The sequence below is a fragment of the Citrobacter freundii complex sp. CFNIH9 genome (assembly GCF_002903305.1).
GTDB classification, from domain to species: Bacteria; Pseudomonadota; Gammaproteobacteria; order Enterobacterales; family Enterobacteriaceae; genus Citrobacter; species Citrobacter portucalensis.
The window spans coordinates 1,459,668-1,478,120 of record NZ_CP026238.1; the positions used below are offsets into that span (position 1 = coordinate 1,459,668).

Below are 18,453 nucleotides of genomic sequence, written 5' to 3' on the forward strand. Positions count from 1 at the left end.
TGAGGAAAGTGCTATGAAAAAACTGATACTCATCGCCGTTATGGCATCAGGGCTGGTGGCGTGTGCGCAATCTCCTGCGCCGAAAGAGGACAGCCGTCTGAAAGAAGCCTACAGCGCGTGTATTAATACCGCGCAGGGATCGCCGGAGAAAATTGAAGCCTGCCAAAGCGTGTTGAATGTGCTGAAGAAAGAAAAACAGCACCAACAGTTTGCCAATGAAGAAAGCGTACGCGTGCTGGATTATCAGCAGTGTATCCAGGCCACGCGCACGGGTAACGGTCAGTCCGTTAATGCTGATTGTGACAAGGTCTGGCAGGAAATACGCAGTAAGAATACTGCGCAGTAAATCGAAAAAAGAAAATACAACGGGCGGAGAATTCTCCGCCTGTTTGCATGTCAGAGTTTCTGTTCGGCCGGTTGATAATGACGACTCAGGCGGACAAACAGCATTGCCGTGGCGGCGAGTCCGCAAAGTGCCGCGCACATCAGCCACCATCCCGGCGAGCTTTTATCTCCGGTTAGTTGGACCAGCGCCGTGGATATGACGGGTGTCAGACCGCCAAAAATCGCCGTAGCCAGACTGAAGGCCAGTGAAAAACCCACCGTACGGACATAGACAGGCATCACCTCGGTGAGTGCCGCGACCATTGCCCCATTATACATACCAAAAAAGAACGAGAACCAAAGCAGGACCAACGTCATGCGCATAAAATCTGGCGCGGCGGTGAGCCAGTGCATGACCGGCCAGGTGGTGAGCAGTGCGAGTACGGTAATCCCCATCAACACCGGGCGGCGACCAATTCGGTCAGAAATCGCTCCGCCAATCGGCAGCCAGATAAAGTTAGAAATACCGACCAGCATGGTGACGACCAGGCTGTCGCGCGCGCTCAGGTGGAGTACAGCCCTGCCATAGGTCGGGGTATAGACGGTAATAAAGTAAAACGTCGTTGTGGTCATCGCCACCAGCAGCGTACCTGCTGAGATAAGACGCCAGTTTTTGATGATAGTGGTGAAAATTTCCCTGGTGTCGGGACGGTGTTTACGTTGTAAAAATGCGTCCGTTTCCTGAAGCGAGCGGCGCAGGACGAAGATCAACGGAATAATCATACAACCAATAAAGAACGGAATGCGCCAGCCCCATTCAGAGATTTCATCGTGCCCCAGCGTGGCATTCAGGCCGTAGCCAATCAGCGCTGCCACCACAATGGCGACCTGTTGGCTGGCGGACTGCCAACTGGTGTAGAAACCTTTATTGCCAGGCGTGGCGATTTCAGAAAGATAAACCGAAACGCCGCCCAACTCTACGCCCGCAGAGAAGCCCTGCAATAATCGACCGACTAATACCAGCACAGGAGCCAGCAGGCCAATACTTTGATAACTGGGAACCAGAGCAATCAACAGGGTCCCGCAGCCCATGATCGCCAGCGTCACCATCAGTCCTTTGCGGCGACCAATTCTGTCGATATAAGCACCCAGCACGATTGCGCCAACGGGCCGCATTAAAAAACCCGAACCGAAAACCGCAAAGGTCAACATGAGCCCGGCAAACTCACTCTCCGCGGGGAAGAAAGTCTTTGCGATATAGGTGGCGTAAAACCCGAACAGAAAAAAGTCGAACTGTTCGAGAAAATTACCGCTGGTTACCCGCAGTATTGCGCCGAAAGTTCCGGTGCGCGATGTTTGTTGTGTCATTGGGTTTGCTCCACTGTCTTATCATAATATTTATAGAGGTAAGAGTTTGCGGGTTAGTCGCCTGAGACTCCCGCCTGTTTGCCGCGCCGTTTCTCAATCGCCCACTTGAGTAAGGCTGCGCAGCGGTAAAATCCGTGGGCAAATTTTCCGTAAGGAATGGTCAGAAAAAGCGCCATGACCACGCCGAGATGAATGGCCAGTAAAATAGCCATCCATGAGGTATCTCTTCCCGCCAGCAGCGCCAGACCGGTCAGACTGGTCAGCAGCAGCAGCAAAATAAAACCGCGATCCATCGGTTTTTGCCGGGCGTCGCCGTGTAGCGGTGAGCGCCTGAGATTAAGCCATAGCAAGCCAGCCGGACCGACAACCAGGCCAATGCCACCCAACGTGCCCAGCATGACCGGAACGCTGAAGAACGGGTAGGGTGCTTCTATGCCTGCAAAGTAGTGATAGCCCGTTGCCACCACGGTGGCGGCAAAGCAGAGCATAAAACCATAGAAGGTAAAGTGGTGGAAACGGCGACGCATCAGGGTGAAAGCATCATCCGCTTCGTTACAACCTTTGCCATGGCCTCCATCGAGATACTTCAGCGTCAGCGCATTGTGCGAGGCTTCAGCAATCTCGGCGGAACGCGGCATGCCCGGAGAAATCTCGCGCCAGAAGCGGATCACGCCTGCCATCAGCAAACCGATCGCCAGAACAAAGACCGAACCAAACATCCAGGCCAGCAGGTTATGCGGGAAAATTTGATAGAAATCCCCGGCCAGCGGAGGATGGAATAGTGAACCTTTCAAACCTATAGCGAGGAGTAAAAACAGGATCAGACCGAATACCAGCGCCAGCGTCACGGTTACGCCTGCGCGACGATATAGCGCTCCAAAAGCGGCGGGCTGCGCGTAATGCTGATAGGTTTCGAGCCGGACTTCCGCCATCGCCTTCGGCACGTTTATGGCAAATTCATGAGGCGGGGCATACTGACACGCGTGCAGGCAAGCGCCGCAGTTATGGCACAAGTTTGCCAGATAATTGATATCCGCTTTACCGAATTCCAGACGTTGCGTCATGGCCGGGAATACGGCGCAAAAGCCTTCACAATAGCGACAGGCATTGCACACCTGCATCACACGTTCAACTTCCGCTTCCGGTTCGGTGATAATTTGCGCTTTGATGATCAGTTTCTCAAGCTGCTTCATGACGTGTCTCCTTACGTGCGGCCAGCGCGGCTTCTTTTCCGGCAATGCGGCCAAAGGTCGTGCCGATCGACATCCCCACGCCTGCGGTGTAACCCTTGCCCAGCACGTTGCCCGCCATCATCTCTCCGGCGACGAACAGGTTACGGCTTGGAAGCCCTGCAAAATGCACAGCGGCGCGTTCGTTCACTTTTAACCCAAGATAAGTGAAGGTGATTCCTGGCCGCAGGGCGTAGCCGTAGTAAGGCGGTTGATCCAGCGGTCGCGCCCAATGCGTTTTCGCGGGTAGCAAATCTTTAGTGGCGCAGTTATCCAGAACGGTATGGTCGAACTGACCTGGCTGGCAGGCGTTGTTGTACTCTGTCACGGTGTGGGTAAAGCGTTCGGCATCCAGTCCTAACTGAAAGGCCAGTTCAGCCAGCGTATTGGCCTGCGTGCCAGGAAAGACCGGAGGCATGAAGTGTCCGATAGCTTTACTGTCGATGATGGAGTAGCCAATCTGTCCTGGCTGTTGAGCGACCAGACGTCCCCAGATGGCGTAGCGTTTGGGCCAGAAATCTTCACCTTCATCATAAAAACGCTCAGCGTCCCGGTTCACCACAATACCGAGCGAAACGCAGTCCACGCGGGTGCAAATCCCGCCGTCATATAATGGCGCTCTGGCATCAATTGCCACACAGTGTGACTGGGAGGGATCGCCGATAATGTCTGCGCCAGCATCCATCATAAATTTAAGCAGTACGCCCTGATTAAAACGCGTGCCGCGAATCAGGAAGTTATCCGCTGGCCACTCGCCGCGCTCGTTCTCTCCCCAGGCTTCTCGCAGCCACTCCCGGTTAGATTCGAATCCGCCAGCGGCAAGCACGCAGGATTTCGCTGTGATACGCTCGTTGCCTGACAGCGCCGCCACGAACTCGCCGTTGTGCAGTTCAAGCGCCTGAACGGGAGTGTCATAGCGGATTTGCACGCCCAGCTTTTCGGCACTGCGGTAATAGGCATTCACCAGGGCTTTTCCGCCCCCCATAAAAAAGGCGTTGGTACGCGCCACGTGCAAAGCGCCAGAGAGAGGAGGCTGAAAGTTAACGCCGTGCAGGCGCATCCAGTCGCGGCATTGGGAAGAGGTACGGATCACCAGACGCGCCAGCGCTTCGTTGGTATTCCCTTCCGTGACGCGCCACAGATCCTGCCAGAACTCCTCTTCCGGATAGCTTCCCACCAGCACATCCTGCGGCGCATCATGCATACAGCGCAGATTACGCGTGTGTTGGGAGTTTCCTCCGCGCCATTCACGGGGAGCCGCTTCGAGCAGGAGTACCGAAGCTCCTTGCTCGCGGGCGGACAAGGCAGCGCATAACGCGGCATTGCCACCACCAATCACCAGAACATCAACCATCGTATACTCCATTACCATTTAACCATTTGTTAAATTTGTAATTGAAATGTATACGCACAGCTTGTGCGGGCGCTATGACGTGGTGCTAAACGGTACTTTAGTTATTGTAAAGGATGGCGCCAGGCCAGCTTCCTGATTCCACCAGTTGATGCATCACTTTCGTCAGCACCACGCGGGCCGCGAGGCCTGCCGGGGTGAGTTCATCGTCTGAGAGACTCACCAGAAAGTTGGGGCGGCTAAGTATTGGATTGTGGACGCCGATCACTCTTAGCGTCTCTTTATCGAGATGGGAAATTGCCGCGCCGGGCTGGAGAGTGGCACCAATGCCACTGCGCACGGCGCGCATGAGTAGCGCCAGACCATCAATTTCAGTGGCGATCTCAATGTTCAGCGCGTGTTCCTGACAAATCGCTTCCAGCCTGCCGCGCAGACCGTGGCCCGGGCTTGGCATTATCAATGGGATACTTGCCAGCTGGGCTGGAGCAATATTGTCATCGGCAATATCAGCCAGTAAGGCATGAGTCCCAATCAAAAACAGCCGCTCTTCGAGAATCGGTATGGCGCTCCAGCGCAGGATCTTTTCTTTCTGAAACACGACAGCCAGATCAATCTGGCGGGTATTAATCATCCGCTCCAGATTGCCAGAGAGGCTTTCCACCACATGCAGACGGACATCACTGTAGCTTTCCCGCATGGCGTTGATAAACGGCATTCCGAGAACGGAAGCAGTACTGGGAGCCATGCCGACGCTGACGTGCCCGGAAAGCCGGGACTCGCGTGCGGCGAGGATCGCGTCGTCTGCGTGACGAAGCACCAGCTGCGCCTGGGAGTAAAAAGCCAGCCCGGCGCTGGTGGGCGTCACGCCTCGCGAGGTGCGCTGCAGCAGGCGAATAGCGAGTTTGTTTTCCAGACGCGACATTTGCTGGCTGAGTGCCGAAACCCCGATATTGAGATCGAGTGCCGCGCTACCCATGCTGCCGGTTTCTACAATGCGCACAAAATAGCGTAGCTGGCGAAGTTCCATTTCGACTCTCCGGAAGGGGCAATTGATTTTACATTAAAGCAACACAGGAGCGGAGGGAAGGGGAAAAGGGCAGGTAATGCCCATAAAAAAAGCCAACCGGAAGGTTGGCTTTTCAAAAAGCATTACATTATTTGCCGTCGTGGGCATGCTCATCTTCGCGGCAATCGCCTTCAGCGCAGTGGCCGTAGAGATAGAGACTATGGTTGGTTAAACGAATACCATGTTTAGCCGCAATCTCACGCTGGCGCGCTTCGATGGAATCATCGCTGAACTCGACCACTTTGCCGCAGTCGAGGCAAATGAGGTGATCGTGGTGATGCTGTTGAGTCAGTTCGAAGACGGATTTACCACCTTCAAAATTATGGCGGGTCACGATACCGGCATCATCAAACTGGTTCAGCACACGATACACGGTCGCCAGACCAATCTCTTCACCCATATCGATCAGGCGTTTGTATAAATCTTCCGCACTGACGTGATGGTTATCCGGTTCCTGAAGAACTTCCAGAATTTTTAAACGAGGAAGCGTTACTTTCAGGCCAGCCTTCTTTAATGCGGTATTGTTGTCAGTCATGCGGAATCTGTCCTGTAGCTAAACGATTCACTTCATTAACAGAAGTGACAGAAATTGCACTTGAGATAATGCGTATCATTATAGAACTGCCATGGCTAAATGAAAACTGCAAGTCTCTGGCATATATTGTTAATCAAAACGTGGTATCGCCGACAAACACACTGTGCAACACCCGATTGGCATCCAGCCATTGTACAGGGTCAGACGAAAAAGTTACAAATTTGTAGCAATTATTTTGATTGGTTTTATCTATTGATGCGGCGCAGATGGAAATCTGCGCCGCACGAAATCAGGCATTAATGATTTCGTCGAGGTGCAGCTCTTCAGAGATCTGCTTAACCCATTTTTCTACGCGTTCTGCTGTCAGTTCTGGCTGGCGATCTTCATCGATAGCCAGACCGACAAAGTGGTCGTCGTCAGCCAGGCCTTTAGACGCTTCAAAGTGATAACCCGCAGTCGGCCAGTGACCAACGATAGTTGCGCCGCGCGGTTCGATGATGTCGCGAATGGTCCCTAACGCATCGCAGAAATATTCTGCGTAATCTTCCTGGTCGCCGCAGCCGAACAATGCAACCAGTTTGCCATTAAAATCAATGTCTTCGAGGGTAGGGAAGAAGTCGTCCCAGTCACACTGCGCTTCACCGTAGTACCAGGTTGGGATGCCGAGCAGCAGAATGTCATAACCTTCGAGGTCTTCTTTGCTGCTTTTTGCAATGTCATGAACATCGGCAACGTCTTTACCAAGCTGTTTTTGAATCATTTTTGCGATGTTTTCGGTATTACCGGTGTCGCTGCCGAAAAAGATGCCAGTGATTGCCATGAGTAAAATAACCTCTTGAAACTTATTGAAATGGTGGTGGCGCATTGCCCACGGATAAGGGCAATCATAGCAGAACAGTCAGGCATGCGGAAACAGCAAACACGCAGGACTGCACTCTGTGCTACACGATTTATGATTTAGAGCAGAAATTCAGACTATGCCTGACCGCGCAATGTGCTGAGTTGGGTCATCAGCATCTCTTCGATGAGTTCACTGCGACTCATGTTACGCGCCTCAGCCAGCTCGTTCAGAGCGTCAACGGCATCAGCGTTCAGTTTCAGTTCGACACGCTTAAGCCCGCGAACTTTGTCACGCTTAAGCTGATTACGTTTATTAATACGTAACTGTTCATCACGCGAGAGCGGATTAGTTTTGGGTCGTCCCGGGCGACGCTCCTGCGCGAACAGATCTAATGTCGTACGGTCCGTTTGTTCTTTGGCCATGATCTTGGTGACTTCGGGGAAACAATCAGCCAGGCGTCTGCCCGGATGGATAGCGCGCCATAATACATCAGCAGGGGTGACACGCCAACGCCCACGCGCGTAATCGCGCGCAGACGCTGAGTTTTTAATCAGTTAGCCTGTTCGTTCAGATAACGACGGATGGCGCGCAGCACTGCCTCCGGTTTTTCCGCATGCACCCAATGACCGGCTCCAGCAATAACATGCGCCCGAGCCTGTGGGAATTGCGCCAGCAGTTGTTCGCGATACGCTTCGGTAACATACGGTGAGTTGCCGCCAGGGATAAACAGCGCCGGGTGCTCCCACGCAGGAATGGTTTCCCAACCGACGATATGAGGATACTGATCCCACAGCACGGGAACGTTAAAACGCCATTCGCCGTCTACGAAAGATTTCAGCAGAAACTGGATTACGCCTTCCTCATGCAGATGCTGACGCATGACGTTGGCCGCCTGCTGACGCGAAGTGGCCTGGGCATCGGTTACGGCATTAATAGCGGTAAAGATCGCATCGTGACGGCGAACATGATAGTCGACCGGAGCAATATCAATGGCCACCAGTCGATCGATACGATCAGGAGCCAGCGCGGTTAACGCCATGACGGCTTTCCCCCCCATCGAGTGACCAATAAAGGTCGCCTTTTCTATTTGCTGAGCGTCCAGCGTATCCAGCAAATCTTGCGCCATGGCCGGATAATTCATCTCAGGGGAACGAGGGGAGAGGCCATGATTTCGCATATCGACCTGGATGATATCGTGAGCGACCACCAGATCGCGTGCCAGGATCCCCAGGTTATCCAGACTGCCAAACAGGCCGTGAACCAGGACGATGGGAGAATTATTGTGCAGGTTTTGCGCAGATTGCGCTCGGATATTCAATTTCATGGCAAAGTTCTTTTTTTCACACTCACGGGTTAGGGTATCATGTTGACCATTCTGCCACATGGCTGCAACAACTACGGTTACTCTGAGTTTTGCTGGCCACCAGGCTTGACGCTATCCGCTGTTGGGATTTGCCTTTACACTACGTGTGTTTACCCCGACAACTTGTATTCAGCTAAACACTGCACTGGATTAAGATGAAAACGATTGAAGTTGATGATGAACTCTATAGCTATATTGCCAGCCACACCAAGCATATTGGCGAGAGCGCATCCGACATTTTACGGCGTATGTTGAAATTTTCCGCCGCATCACAGCCTGTCACTCCGATAGTCAAAGAAGTCCGCGCTGTGCAACCTGTCGTGGAAGCTAAGCCGGTTAACCCCGTAAAAGATAAAGTGCGCGCGATGCGTGAACTGCTGCTGTCCGACGAATACGCGGAACAGAAGAAAGCAGTAAATCGCTTTATGCTGGTGCTGTCTACACTCTATTCACTGGATCAAAACGCGTTCGCCGAAGCAACGGAATCGTTGCATGGCCGTACGCGCGTTTATTTTGCAGCGGATGAACAGACGCTGCTGAAAAATGGTAATCAAACCAAACCGAAACACGTGCCAGGCACGCCGTACTGGGTGATCACCAACACCAATACCGGCCGTAAATGCAGCATGGTTGAACACATCATGCAGTCAATGCAATTCCCTGCGGAATTGATTGAAAAGGTTTGCGGAACAATTTAATCCTTGCATTAGAAGGACCAGGCAATGGCAATCCACAACCGTGCAGGTCAACCTGCGCAACAGAGTGATTTGATTAACGTCGCCCAACTGACGGCACAGTACTATGTACTGAAACCAACAGCAGGGAACGCTGAGCACGCCGTTAAGTTCGGTACGTCCGGACATCGCGGCAGTGCAGGTCGTCATAGTTTTAACGAGCCGCATATTCTGGCTATCGCTCAGGCGATTGCTGAAGAACGTGCGAAAAACGGGATTACTGGCCCGTGCTATGTGGGCAAGGATACCCACGCGCTGTCTGAACCGGCTTTTATCTCTGTACTGGAAGTGCTGGCGGCGAACGGCGTTGACGTCATCGTGCAGGAAAATAACGGCTTTACGCCAACCCCTGCTGTGTCGAATGCTATCCTGGTCCACAACAAAAAAGGCGGCCCGCTGGCTGACGGCATTGTGATCACGCCGTCCCACAACCCGCCGGAAGATGGCGGCATTAAATACAACCCGCCAAACGGTGGTCCGGCAGATACCAACGTCACCAAAGTGGTGGAAGACAGAGCCAACGCGCTGCTGGCTGACGGTCTGCAAGGCGTGAAGCGCATGTCGCTGGACGCTGCGTTGGCATCTGGTCATGTAACAGAGCAGGATCTGGTTCAGCCGTTTGTTGAAGGACTGGCTGACATCGTCGACATGGCGGCGATCCAAAAAGCGGGTCTGACGCTGGGTGTCGATCCGCTGGGCGGTTCCGGTATCGAATACTGGAAGCGTATTGCTAAGCACTACAACCTGAACCTGACTATCGTTAACGATCACGTTGATCAGACTTTCCGCTTTATGCATCTCGACAAAGATGGCGCAATCCGCATGGACTGCTCCTCCGAGTGCGCGATGGCGGGCCTGCTGGCGCTGCGCGACAAGTTCGATCTGGCCTTTGCCAACGACCCAGACTACGACCGTCACGGTATCGTCACCCCGGCAGGGCTGATGAATCCGAACCACTATCTGGCGGTGGCGATCAACTACCTGTTCCAGCATCGTCCGCAGTGGGGCAAAGACGTTGCCGTTGGTAAGACGCTGGTGTCCTCGGCGATGATTGACCGCGTGGTGAATGATTTAGGGCGTAAACTGGTCGAAGTGCCGGTTGGCTTTAAATGGTTTGTTGACGGTCTGTTCGACGGCAGCTTTGGCTTTGGTGGTGAAGAGAGCGCGGGGGCATCTTTCCTGCGTTTCGACGGTACACCGTGGTCGACCGACAAAGACGGCATCATCATGTGCCTGTTGGCGGCAGAAATTACCGCAGTGACCGGTAAAAATCCGCAGGAGCACTACAACGAACTGGCTGCCCGCTTTGGTGCGCCGAGCTACAACCGCCTGCAGGCAAGTGCGACCTCCGCGCAGAAAGCGGCGCTGTCTAAGCTGTCTCCGGAAATGGTGAGTGCCAGCACGCTGGCGGGCGACCCGATCACCGCACGTCTGACGGCGGCACCGGGCAACGGTGCTTCTATCGGCGGTCTGAAAGTGATGACTGACAACGGCTGGTTTGCCGCTCGTCCGTCCGGCACCGAAGACGCTTATAAAATCTATTGCGAGAGCTTCCTCGGTGAAGAACACCGCAAGCAGATCGAAAAAGAAGCGGTTGAGATCGTCAGCGAAGTGCTGAAAAACGCGTAAACCGTAGGCCGGATAAGACGCTAGCGTCGCTATCCGGCATGAATTAAAAAGCCGGATAGCTTTGTGCTGATCCGGCTTTTTTTATTCGGCTTAGATTCACGGCATAAACCGATAACCAATCCCGGTTTCGGTCAGAAAATGACGCGGACGCGCCGGGTCCTGTTCCAGCTTCTGGCGCAGGTGTCCCATGTAAATTCGCAGATAGTGACTGTGTTCGACGGCGTTTGGTCCCCAAACCTGATTTAGCAACTGGCGTTGCGTTAGTACCTTTCCGGCATTATTCAGCAGTACCGCTAACAGGCGAAACTCAATCGGCGTCAGATGAATCTCTTCATCACCACGATGTACGAGGCGGGCGGCGATATCTACTTTTACGTTGGAAAAATGCACCACCGGCTCGGGAGACGCGCCGCTGGCGTGGCGGCGCAATGCCACGCGTAATCGCGCCTGTAGCTCGCCAATACCAAAGGGTTTACTGAGATAGTCATCGGCACCGGCATCCAGAGCGGCGATTTTATCGCTTTCTTCGCTGCGGGCTGAGAGCACAATTACCGGTATCGCGCTCCATTGTCGCAGGTCACGAATAAAATCAATGCCGTCACCGTCCGGCAGACCGAGATCGAGAATGATGAGATCGGGTTTTCGCGTGGCGGCTTCCAGCAGACCACGTTGCAGCGTTTCCGCTTCATATACACGCAGACCATCGGCTTCCAGCGCGGTGCGCAGAAAGCGACGGATAGCCTGTTCATCTTCAACAATCAGTACGTTCGTCACATATCCTCATGAAAATCTTCAAGTTCAGGGGGGATTTCCTGGGGCAGTGTAACACGGAAACATGCTCCTCCCTGTGCGCGATTGTGGACGGAAATCGTACCGCCGTGCACGTCCACAATGGCCTGACAGATTGCCAGCCCCAGCCCAACGCCCGGTACCGATGACTCTTTGTTTCCCCGGGAAAACTTGTCAAAAACTCGCTGCTCCATACCCGATGGAATGCCGGGACCATTATCCCAGACGTCCAGTTGCAGGTGCTCGCCATCGACGCTGGCATCAATACCGATTTGCGCCGCTGGACCTGCGTATTTAACGGCGTTTTCCAGCAGATTAATCAGCACCCGTTCAAAGAGTGGGCCATCGACGTGGATCAGCGTCAACGGTGCTGGTAGCGACAAATTAATAGGAGCAGAGAGTCCTGGCTCCAGCATCTGCAGGGCGCTGCCGACCACCTCTTCCAGTGTTAACCACTCCTTCTTAAGATTAAAGCCGCCAGACTGAATTCGCGCCATATCCAGCAGGTTATTAACCAGTCGGGTCGTATTAAGGACGTGCTGGCGAATCTCACTGGCCTGGCGCGCGTGCGGCGATCCTTCGCTTGCCAGATCCAACGTTAAGATCTCTGCCTGACCAAACAGCACCGTTAGCGGCGTACGTAAATCGTGGGAAAGGGCGGCGAGCAGCGCGTTGCGAATGCTTTCGCGCTCGCTGGCAAACCGGGCCTGCTCTTCGCTGGCGGTCAGCGTCAGACGCTCCAGCGCACTGGCGACCAGTAAAGTAAAAGTTTCCAGCAGGCGTTGCTGTTCGGGGATCATCAACTGGCGTAAATTTCCTGGTTCCACAACCAGCAGCCCATGCGTTTTGTCAGCACTTTTTAACGGTAAAATTTGATACGGCACACCTGGCAACGTGTCAGTACCTGCGCCAGCCGGTTGCCCTTTATCAAAGCTCCATTGGGCAATGGCATCATCCCACGGCGTCATGCCCTGTTGATGGGTGAGAGGGGCCAGCTTACCGTTCTCACCGGGCAGTAAAACCTGGCTGCGGGCCTGGAACGTTGAGGCAATAAATTGTTCGCTGGTGGCGGCAATATCTTGCTGACTACGCCCAACGGCCAGCGCTTTTGACATCTCATACAAATGGCGCGTACGTTGTTCACGATAACGGGCCACCCGCGCCTGATAACGCACTCCGGCGGTAAGATTACCGATTACCAGCCCTACCGTTAGCATCACGGCGAAGGTAAGCAGGTACTGGACATCGGAAACGGCCAGCGTGCCGCGCGGAGCAATAAAGAAGAGATCGAAGCTGGCGACGTTAATAAAAGTTGCCAGCACCGACGGCCAGCGTCCGTAAAAGAGGGCGATAACCACCACGCCCAATAAATAGATCATCACCAGGTTGGCGGCGTCAAAGGCCATCAACCACTGCATGGCAATCAACGTAATGATGGCGCACAGCGCGACGGCAACCACACAACCCTGAATTTGTACCCGCCATTTATCCTTAAAGGTGCGGTTATCTGCAGTTTGTAGCACAGGGCGCGAAGGTGGCTCATCGAGTGCAACAATCATCAGGTCGAGATCCGGTGCGCGATGGGCCAGTTTGTCAGCAAAGGAATCACTGCGCCACCAGCGTCGTGTAGTCGGACGTCCGAGGACAATTTTTCCCAGATTATGCTCACGGGCGTAGCGGATTACCGCCTTGTCTTCAGCGGGATCGGAAAGGGTGGCGGTTTCTGCACCCAGCTCCTGGGCTAACCGCAGAGCGCTTAGGATTGCCCGGCGCTGTTTTTCGGGCAGTCGGTGCAGCGCTGGCGTTTCGACATACACTGCATGCCAGACGCTGCCGAGGCGCGCTGCCAGACGCGCGGCAGCACGCACCAGTTTTTCGCTGCCGGTATTGTGTCCAATGCACAGTAAAATGGCGTCACGGGTATGCCAGACTTTTTCTTCCCCCGGACGCCCTCGCCAGGCACGCATCTGATCGTCAACCCGATCGGCCGTGCGGCGCAGGGCCAGCTCACGTAGCGCGATCAAGTTCCCTTTGCGAAAGAAATGCTCGATGGCTCTTTCCGCCTGACCGGCGATATAGACCTTGCCTTCGTTCAGGCGTTGGCGCAAATCGTCGGGGGGAAGATCGACCAGCACCACATCGTCGGCGGCATCGAAAAAAGGATCGGGGACGGTTTCGCGAACCTGAATGCCGGTGACGCCGCTGACCACATCATTGAGGCTTTCCAGATGCTGCACGTTGACGGTAGTAAAAACGTCAATACCGGCTTCGAGCAGTTCTTCAATATCTTGCCAACGCTTAGGGTGGCGTGAGCCAGGCGCATTACTGTGCGCCAGTTCATCCATCAAGATGAGCGCCGGACGGCGGGCCAGCGCCGCGTCGAGATCGAACTCGCTGATATGACGACCATGGCGCGCCTGTCTCTTTAGCGGCAGGATGCTGAGACCGTCCAGCAGCGCGGCGGTCTCTTTGCGTCCGTGGGTTTCCACCACGCCAATCAGCACATCTAACCCCTGCGCCCGCAGCCGCTGGGCCTCTGCCAGCATGGCCCAGGTTTTACCGACGCCTGCACACGCGCCGAAGAAAATTTTCAGTTTTCCGCGGTGCGGGGCAGCGGTCTGCTCCAGCAGGCGATCGGGGTCGGGGCGTAAGGGTTCGTTATGCATGTCCTTTTTCTCAGTGCTTATCCAGCGCTAAATTAAGTTCTACCAGGTTCACCACCGGCTGACCGATAAAACTGACCAATGGCTTTTGCGTGTATTGTGCAACCAGGCGCGTGACTTCTTCAACGCTGAGGTTGCGAGCCTGCGCCACGCGGGGGATTTGCCAGGCCACCGCGGCGGGTGTCAGATTGTTATCCAGCCCGCTGGCAGAAGCCGTTACCAGCTCTACCGGAACGACAGGATTTGCCTGCGGGTTGGCGGCACGCAGCGCGGCTATCCGGCTTTGCAGCTGTTTATCCAGTTCCGGGTTGCTGGCTGCCAGGTTACTGCCGCCTGAAGCCATTGGATTATAGGGCATTTCTGCTGTAGCAGACGGACGTCCCTGAAAATAACCGGCCGCGGTAAAATGTTGCCCAATGAGCGCAGAGCCGCGAACGACCTGACCTTCGCGTAGAAGCGAGCCGTTAGCCTGGTGGGGAAACCACCACTGCCCCAACGCGGTGGTCAACAACGGGTAAGCCCCGCCGGTGATAAGCATCAGGAAAATCAATGTTGATAATGCAGGACGTAATCCACTCATCTGAAACCTCACACCAGACCCAGCAGGGTCAGCAGTAAATCAATTGCTTTGATACCGATAAACGGCACAACCAGACCACCCAGACCATAGATCCACAAATTACGGCGCAGCATTGCGGATGCGGATAACGGTTTGTAGCTCACGCCTTTAAGCGCCAGCGGGATCAGAAAGACGATAACCAGCGCATTAAAGATAACCGCGCTGAGGATCGCCGAATCCGGCGAATGCAGACCCATCACGTTAAGTGCATTGAGCTGCGGGTAGGTGGCGGCGAACGCGGCCGGGATAATGGCGAAATACTTCGCCACGTCGTTGGCGATACTGAAGGTGGTCAGCGAACCACGCGTCATCAGCATCTGTTTACCAATGTGCACCACCTCAATCAGCTTGGTGGGGTTAGAGTCGAGATCCACCATGTTGCCTGCTTCCTTCGCCGCCTGGGTCCCGGAGTTCATGGCGACTGCCACGTCGGCTTGCGCCAGCGCCGGGGCGTCATTGGTTCCGTCGCCGGTCATCGCTACCAGACGACCTTCCGCCTGATACTGACGAATCAGCGCCAGCTTGGCTTCCGGCGTGGCTTCAGCTAAGAAGTCATCTACCCCGGCTTCTGCCGCAATCGCGGCGGCGGTTAAACGGTTATCGCCGGTGATCATCACCGTTTTGATGCCCATTTTACGCAGTTGGGCAAAACGTTCCTTGATTCCGCCTTTTACGATATCTTTCAGGGCAATCACGCCCAGCACGCGGGAGCCTTCGGCAACCACCAGCGGCGTAGCGCCAAGGCGTGCGACGTTTTCGACCTTCTGCTCCACGTCGGCAGGGAAGTGGCCGCCGTTGGCTTCGACGTGACGACGAATAGCATCGACCGACCCTTTGCGGATCATGCGGTTGTCGATGTTGATCCCGCTCATTCGGCTTTGGGCGGTAAACGGTACAAAGGTGGCGTGCAGCGATTGCACGTCGCGAATACGCAGATTAAAGCGCTGTTTAGCCAGAATCACGATGCTGCGGCCTTCTGGGGTTTCATCGGCCAGTGATGAAAGCTGCGCGGCGTCGGCCAGCGTTTTTTCGTCCACGCCCTGGGCGGGCAGAAAATCTGAAGCCTGGCGGTTACCCAGCGTAATGGTGCCGGTTTTGTCCAGCAGCAATACGTCCACGTCACCCGCAGCTTCTACTGCACGTCCGCTGGTGGCGATGACGTTCGCGCCCAGCATGCGGCTCATCCCGGCGACGCCAATTGCGGAGAGTAGCCCGCCGATGGTGGTGGGGATCAGACACACCAGCAGGGCAACCAGTACCGTGACGCTGACCGCGCTACCACCCCAGGCGGAAAACGGCCACAGCGTGGCGGTCGCCAGCAGAAAAACGATGGTCAGGGCTATTAACAGGATCGTCAGGGCGATTTCATTCGGCGTTTTACGCCGCTGCGCGCCTTCAACCATGGCGATCATTCGGTCGAGGAACGTTTCACCAGGGTTTACGCTACATTCAATCACCAGCCAGTCGGAGAGGATGCGGGTCCCGCCGGTGACGGAGGCGAAATCACCACCGGATTCACGAATGACCGGCGCGGATTCACCGGTAATGGCGCTTTCATCCACCGATGCGCCACCTTCGATGACTTCGCCGTCACACGGGATAATATCGCCCGCTTCTACTAACACGATATCTCCTTTGCGCAAATCCTCCGCCGGAACGTGATCCATGGCGGCACCGTATTTCGGCTCGCGGAGTTTGCGAGCAAAAGCGGTTTTTTTAACTCCTTTCAGACTGTTAGCCTGAGCCTTACTGCGTCCTTCCGCCAGCGCTTCGGCAAAGTTGGCGAACAGAACGGTGACCCACAGCCACAGACTTATCGCGCCGGTAAACCACGGATTGCCTTGCATATGGCCTGTGGCCATTGCCAACGTTAACAGGGTTGTCAGCAGACTGCCCAGCCAGACGATAAACATCACCGGATTGCGCCACTGGGTATGTGGGCTTAATTTTTTCACGGCGTCCATCAGCGCCTGCGCGACCAGAGAGGGTTCGAACAGCGCCAGTTGCTTGCGACTCATAGTCATGTGCTCCGCATCACTCAGTGTAATGACAGGTATTCTGCGACCGGGCCAAGTGCCAGGGCAGGAACAAAGGTGAGGGCGCCAACCAGTAACACTGTACCGATTAACAACCCGACAAACAGTGCACCGTGAGTAGGCAGCGTGCCTGGACTTGCTGGCTGGATCTTTTTACTGACCAGCGATCCGGCAATTGCCATCACGGGAATGATCACGCCGAAACGGCCGAAGAACATGCACAGGGCCAGCAGACAGTTCCAGAACGGGCTGTTGGCGCTTAATCCGGCGAAGGCGCTGCCGTTGTTGTTCGCGGCAGACGATACGGCGTACAACACCTCACTAAAGCCATGTGGACCAGGATTGAGCATGGCGCTGCGTCCGGCGTCGCTCATCATCGCTATCGCCGTACCGAGCAGGACCAGCGCAGGGGTGACCAGAATCGCCAGTGCGGTCATTTTCATTTCACGCACGTCTATTTTCTTACCCAGATATTCCGGCGTGCGACCAATCATCAGGCCCGCGATAAACACCGCCAATAACACGAACAGCAACATGCCGTACAGGCCCGAACCGACACCACCGAAGACCACTTCGCCAATCTGCATTAGCCACATCGGCACCATCCCGCCCAGCGCGGTGAAGGAGTCATGCATCGCATCGACAGCGCCGCAAGATGCCGCTGTCGTCACGACGGAAAAAAGACTCGTAGCCAGCACGCCAAAGCGGCTTTCTTTGCCTTCCATGTTGATATTACTGTCTGCACCGAATGCCATCAGGTGCGGGTTGCCTTGAACTTCGGCCCACATCACCACGGCTACGCAGACTACAAATATCAGCGACATGGCCCACAGCAGGGTCCGCCCCTGGCGACGATCGCCAACCACATCACCAAAGGCAAAACACAGCGCGGTAGGAATTAAGAAAATGGCCAGCATCTGTACCAGATTGGTCAACGCGGTAGGGTTTTCAAACGGATGTGATGAGTTAGCGTTAAAGAACCCGCCCCCGTTAGTGCCAAGCATCTTAATCGCTTCCTGTGAGGCGACGGGCCCCATCGGCAGCAGCTGTTTCACCCCTTCAAGGGTAGTAATTGGCTGATAGGGCAACACGTTTTGCAGCACACCTTGCTGAATGAAGAACAACGCAATGAGCAATGCAATGGGGAGCATGATCCACAGCGTAATGCGAACCAGATCGACCCAGGCGTTGCCCAGCGTGTTCATACTCTGGCGAGTAAAGGCACGGGCCAGGGCAAAAATCACCGCAATCCCGGTTGCCGCTGACAGGAAGTTCTGCACGGTCAGCCCGACCATCTGGCTGAAGTAGCTTAAGGTGGTTTCGCCAGCATAGGATTGCCAGTTGGTGTTGGTGACAAAACTTACCGCCGTGTTGAGCGCCAAATCCCACGAAAGCCCAGGTAGCTGTTGCGGATTTAGCGGCAGCAGGTTTTGCGCCATCAGCATTGAAAACAGGACCAGCAACCCCAGCACATTGAGCGCGAGGATCGCCAACAGATACTGCCGCCAGTTCATCTCCTGCTGCGAGATGCCCAGACCGCGCCAGAGCAGATGTTCCACGCCAGCCAGGCCCGGCAGGGACGTATTATTGATCAGCCGAGCCAGGCCAAAACCCAGCGGTCTGGCGATGATAAACAGTACCAGCAAGAAACTGGCAATGAGTAAAAATCCTTGGGCCGCCATCAGAACGCCTCCGCATTAATCAGGGCATACACCAGATAACCTAATAATAAAAAGACCAGCACAATGCCGGTTATCACGCCTGCACTCACGGTGCACCTCCAGTGGCATAAATGTGATAACCAGAGCGTAGATTTTTGCTTGCAAAGATTTCGCAAAAATCAGTGGGAGGGGTGTAAAAAAAGTATAAAAATGGCAAAGACCATTATTTAACTAATGATTAGTAT

Annotated in this window: 18 protein-coding genes; 3 read left to right on the top strand and 15 right to left on the bottom strand. The window is 54.7% G+C overall.

From position 1 onward, the window contains the following. Positions 1–13: 13 nt before the first annotated feature. Positions 14–346 carry a ChiQ/YbfN family lipoprotein gene (gene chiQ / locus C2U43_RS07320; RefSeq protein WP_008784106.1) on the top strand — a complete coding sequence of 111 codons (333 nt, stop codon included), beginning with the start codon at positions 14–16 and terminating at the stop codon, positions 344–346. A gap of 50 nt (positions 347–396) precedes the next feature. Here the strand turns inward: chiQ and C2U43_RS07325 are convergent, their stop codons facing one another. The 9 genes from C2U43_RS07325 to ybfF all read right to left on the bottom strand — a co-directional run bounded on the left by C2U43_RS07325 (position 397) and on the right by ybfF (position 8,038). Further along, entirely contained in the window at positions 397–1,692 is a 1,296-nt protein-coding gene (locus C2U43_RS07325) for an MFS transporter (RefSeq protein WP_103284881.1), read from the bottom strand. Positions 1,693–1,745: 53 nt separating this feature from the next. Continuing rightward, positions 1,746–2,885 carry a tricarballylate utilization 4Fe-4S protein TcuB gene (gene tcuB / locus C2U43_RS07330; protein WP_103284882.1) on the bottom strand — a complete coding sequence of 380 codons (1,140 nt, stop codon included), beginning with the start codon at positions 2,883–2,885 and terminating at the stop codon, positions 1,746–1,748. Beyond that, positions 2,872–4,275 carry an FAD-dependent tricarballylate dehydrogenase TcuA gene (gene tcuA, locus C2U43_RS07335; protein WP_103284883.1) on the bottom strand — a complete coding sequence of 468 codons (1,404 nt, stop codon included), beginning with the start codon at positions 4,273–4,275 and terminating at the stop codon, positions 2,872–2,874. Before tcuA ends, tcuB begins: the two co-directional genes overlap by 14 nt. A 97-nt stretch (positions 4,276–4,372) precedes the next feature. Continuing rightward, a complete protein-coding gene (gene tcuR, locus C2U43_RS07340) occupies positions 4,373–5,299 on the bottom strand; it encodes a tricarballylate utilization LysR family transcriptional regulator TcuR (protein WP_103284884.1) in 927 nt (308 codons plus the stop codon). Between the two features lie 127 nt (positions 5,300–5,426). Beyond that, a complete protein-coding gene (fur, locus tag C2U43_RS07345; RefSeq protein ID WP_003022836.1) occupies positions 5,427–5,873 on the bottom strand; it encodes a ferric iron uptake transcriptional regulator in 447 nt (148 codons plus the stop codon). Further along, positions 5,866–5,952 (bottom strand): ryhB-regulated fur leader peptide, encoded by an 87-nt coding sequence (locus tag C2U43_RS07350; protein ID WP_100247215.1) that lies wholly within the window; start codon positions 5,950–5,952, stop codon positions 5,866–5,868. Before C2U43_RS07350 ends, fur begins: the two co-directional genes overlap by 8 nt. Positions 5,953–6,162: 210 nt before the next feature. Continuing rightward, positions 6,163–6,693, bottom strand: a complete 531-nt coding sequence (fldA, locus tag C2U43_RS07355; protein ID WP_003022839.1) for a flavodoxin FldA — start codon at positions 6,691–6,693, stop codon at positions 6,163–6,165. A gap of 155 nt (positions 6,694–6,848) precedes the next feature. Continuing rightward, positions 6,849–7,136, bottom strand: a complete 288-nt coding sequence (gene ybfE / locus C2U43_RS07360; protein ID WP_003831362.1) for a LexA regulated protein — start codon at positions 7,134–7,136, stop codon at positions 6,849–6,851. 128 nt (positions 7,137–7,264) lie between these two features. Beyond that, positions 7,265–8,038 (bottom strand): esterase, encoded by a 774-nt coding sequence (ybfF, locus tag C2U43_RS07365; protein ID WP_103285971.1) that lies wholly within the window; start codon positions 8,036–8,038, stop codon positions 7,265–7,267. 194 nt (positions 8,039–8,232) lie between these two features. Between ybfF and seqA the strand changes: the two genes are divergently transcribed. Then, entirely contained in the window at positions 8,233–8,775 is a 543-nt protein-coding gene (gene seqA, locus C2U43_RS07370; protein WP_003022848.1) for a replication initiation negative regulator SeqA, read from the top strand. A gap of 24 nt (positions 8,776–8,799) precedes the next feature. After that, complete coding sequence (gene pgm, locus C2U43_RS07375; protein ID WP_008784117.1) at positions 8,800–10,440, top strand: phosphoglucomutase (alpha-D-glucose-1,6-bisphosphate-dependent); 1,641 nt, start codon at positions 8,800–8,802, stop codon at positions 10,438–10,440. Between the two features lie 96 nt (positions 10,441–10,536). Here the strand turns inward: pgm and kdpE are convergent, their stop codons facing one another. From kdpE to kdpF, 6 genes are read right to left on the bottom strand one after another with little or no spacing between them, the layout of a single operon-like run. After that, positions 10,537–11,214 (bottom strand): two-component system response regulator KdpE, encoded by a 678-nt coding sequence (gene kdpE, locus C2U43_RS07380; RefSeq protein ID WP_048226088.1) that lies wholly within the window; start codon positions 11,212–11,214, stop codon positions 10,537–10,539. Beyond that, on the bottom strand, positions 11,211–13,895 hold the full coding sequence (gene kdpD, locus C2U43_RS07385) for a two-component system sensor histidine kinase KdpD (RefSeq protein WP_032942706.1): 2,685 nt from the start codon (positions 13,893–13,895) through the stop codon (positions 11,211–11,213). Before kdpD ends, kdpE begins: the two co-directional genes overlap by 4 nt. A gap of 10 nt (positions 13,896–13,905) precedes the next feature. Next, positions 13,906–14,472 carry a potassium-transporting ATPase subunit KdpC gene (kdpC, locus tag C2U43_RS07390; RefSeq protein ID WP_103284885.1) on the bottom strand — a complete coding sequence of 189 codons (567 nt, stop codon included), beginning with the start codon at positions 14,470–14,472 and terminating at the stop codon, positions 13,906–13,908. 8 nt (positions 14,473–14,480) lie between these two features. Next, entirely contained in the window at positions 14,481–16,529 is a 2,049-nt protein-coding gene (gene kdpB / locus C2U43_RS07395) for a potassium-transporting ATPase subunit KdpB (protein ID WP_020996545.1), read from the bottom strand. A 20-nt stretch (positions 16,530–16,549) separates the two neighbouring features. Further along, complete coding sequence (gene kdpA, locus C2U43_RS07400) at positions 16,550–18,229, bottom strand: potassium-transporting ATPase subunit KdpA (RefSeq protein ID WP_103284886.1); 1,680 nt, start codon at positions 18,227–18,229, stop codon at positions 16,550–16,552. Further along, positions 18,229–18,318, bottom strand: coding sequence for a K(+)-transporting ATPase subunit F (gene kdpF, locus C2U43_RS07405; RefSeq protein WP_001670793.1), 90 nt, complete (start codon positions 18,316–18,318; stop codon positions 18,229–18,231). Before kdpF ends, kdpA begins: the two co-directional genes overlap by 1 nt. Between the last annotated feature and the right edge of the window lie 135 nt (positions 18,319–18,453).

Excerpts from the sequence above, each read along its gene's own strand:
- ybfE (WP_003831362.1), bottom strand. The coding sequence starts at position 7,136 with ATGGCCAAAGAACAAACGGACCGTACGACATTAGATCTGTTCGCGCAG.
- tcuB (WP_103284882.1), bottom strand. The coding sequence starts at position 2,885 with ATGAAGCAGCTTGAGAAACTGATCATCAAAGCGCAAATTATCACCGAA.
- kdpD (WP_032942706.1), bottom strand. The coding sequence starts at position 13,895 with ATGCATAACGAACCCTTACGCCCCGACCCCGATCGCCTGCTGGAGCAG.
- chiQ (WP_008784106.1), top strand. The coding sequence starts at position 14 with ATGAAAAAACTGATACTCATCGCCGTTATGGCATCAGGGCTGGTGGCG.
- C2U43_RS07350 (WP_100247215.1), bottom strand. The coding sequence starts at position 5,952 with ATGATACGCATTATCTCAAGTGCAATTTCTGTCACTTCTGTTAATGAA.
- kdpB (WP_020996545.1), bottom strand. The coding sequence starts at position 16,529 with ATGAGTCGCAAGCAACTGGCGCTGTTCGAACCCTCTCTGGTCGCGCAG.
- tcuA (WP_103284883.1), bottom strand. The coding sequence starts at position 4,275 with ATGGTTGATGTTCTGGTGATTGGTGGTGGCAATGCCGCGTTATGCGCT.
- fur (WP_003022836.1), bottom strand. The coding sequence starts at position 5,873 with ATGACTGACAACAATACCGCATTAAAGAAGGCTGGCCTGAAAGTAACG.
- C2U43_RS07325 (WP_103284881.1), bottom strand. The coding sequence starts at position 1,692 with ATGACACAACAAACATCGCGCACCGGAACTTTCGGCGCAATACTGCGG.
- tcuR (WP_103284884.1), bottom strand. The coding sequence starts at position 5,299 with ATGGAACTTCGCCAGCTACGCTATTTTGTGCGCATTGTAGAAACCGGC.
- seqA (WP_003022848.1), top strand. The coding sequence starts at position 8,233 with ATGAAAACGATTGAAGTTGATGATGAACTCTATAGCTATATTGCCAGC.
- fldA (WP_003022839.1), bottom strand. The coding sequence starts at position 6,693 with ATGGCAATCACTGGCATCTTTTTCGGCAGCGACACCGGTAATACCGAA.
- kdpA (WP_103284886.1), bottom strand. The coding sequence starts at position 18,229 with ATGGCGGCCCAAGGATTTTTACTCATTGCCAGTTTCTTGCTGGTACTG.
- kdpC (WP_103284885.1), bottom strand. The coding sequence starts at position 14,472 with ATGAGTGGATTACGTCCTGCATTATCAACATTGATTTTCCTGATGCTT.
- ybfF (WP_103285971.1), bottom strand. The coding sequence starts at position 8,038 with ATGAAATTGAATATCCGAGCGCAATCTGCGCAAAACCTGCACAATAAT.
- pgm (WP_008784117.1), top strand. The coding sequence starts at position 8,800 with ATGGCAATCCACAACCGTGCAGGTCAACCTGCGCAACAGAGTGATTTG.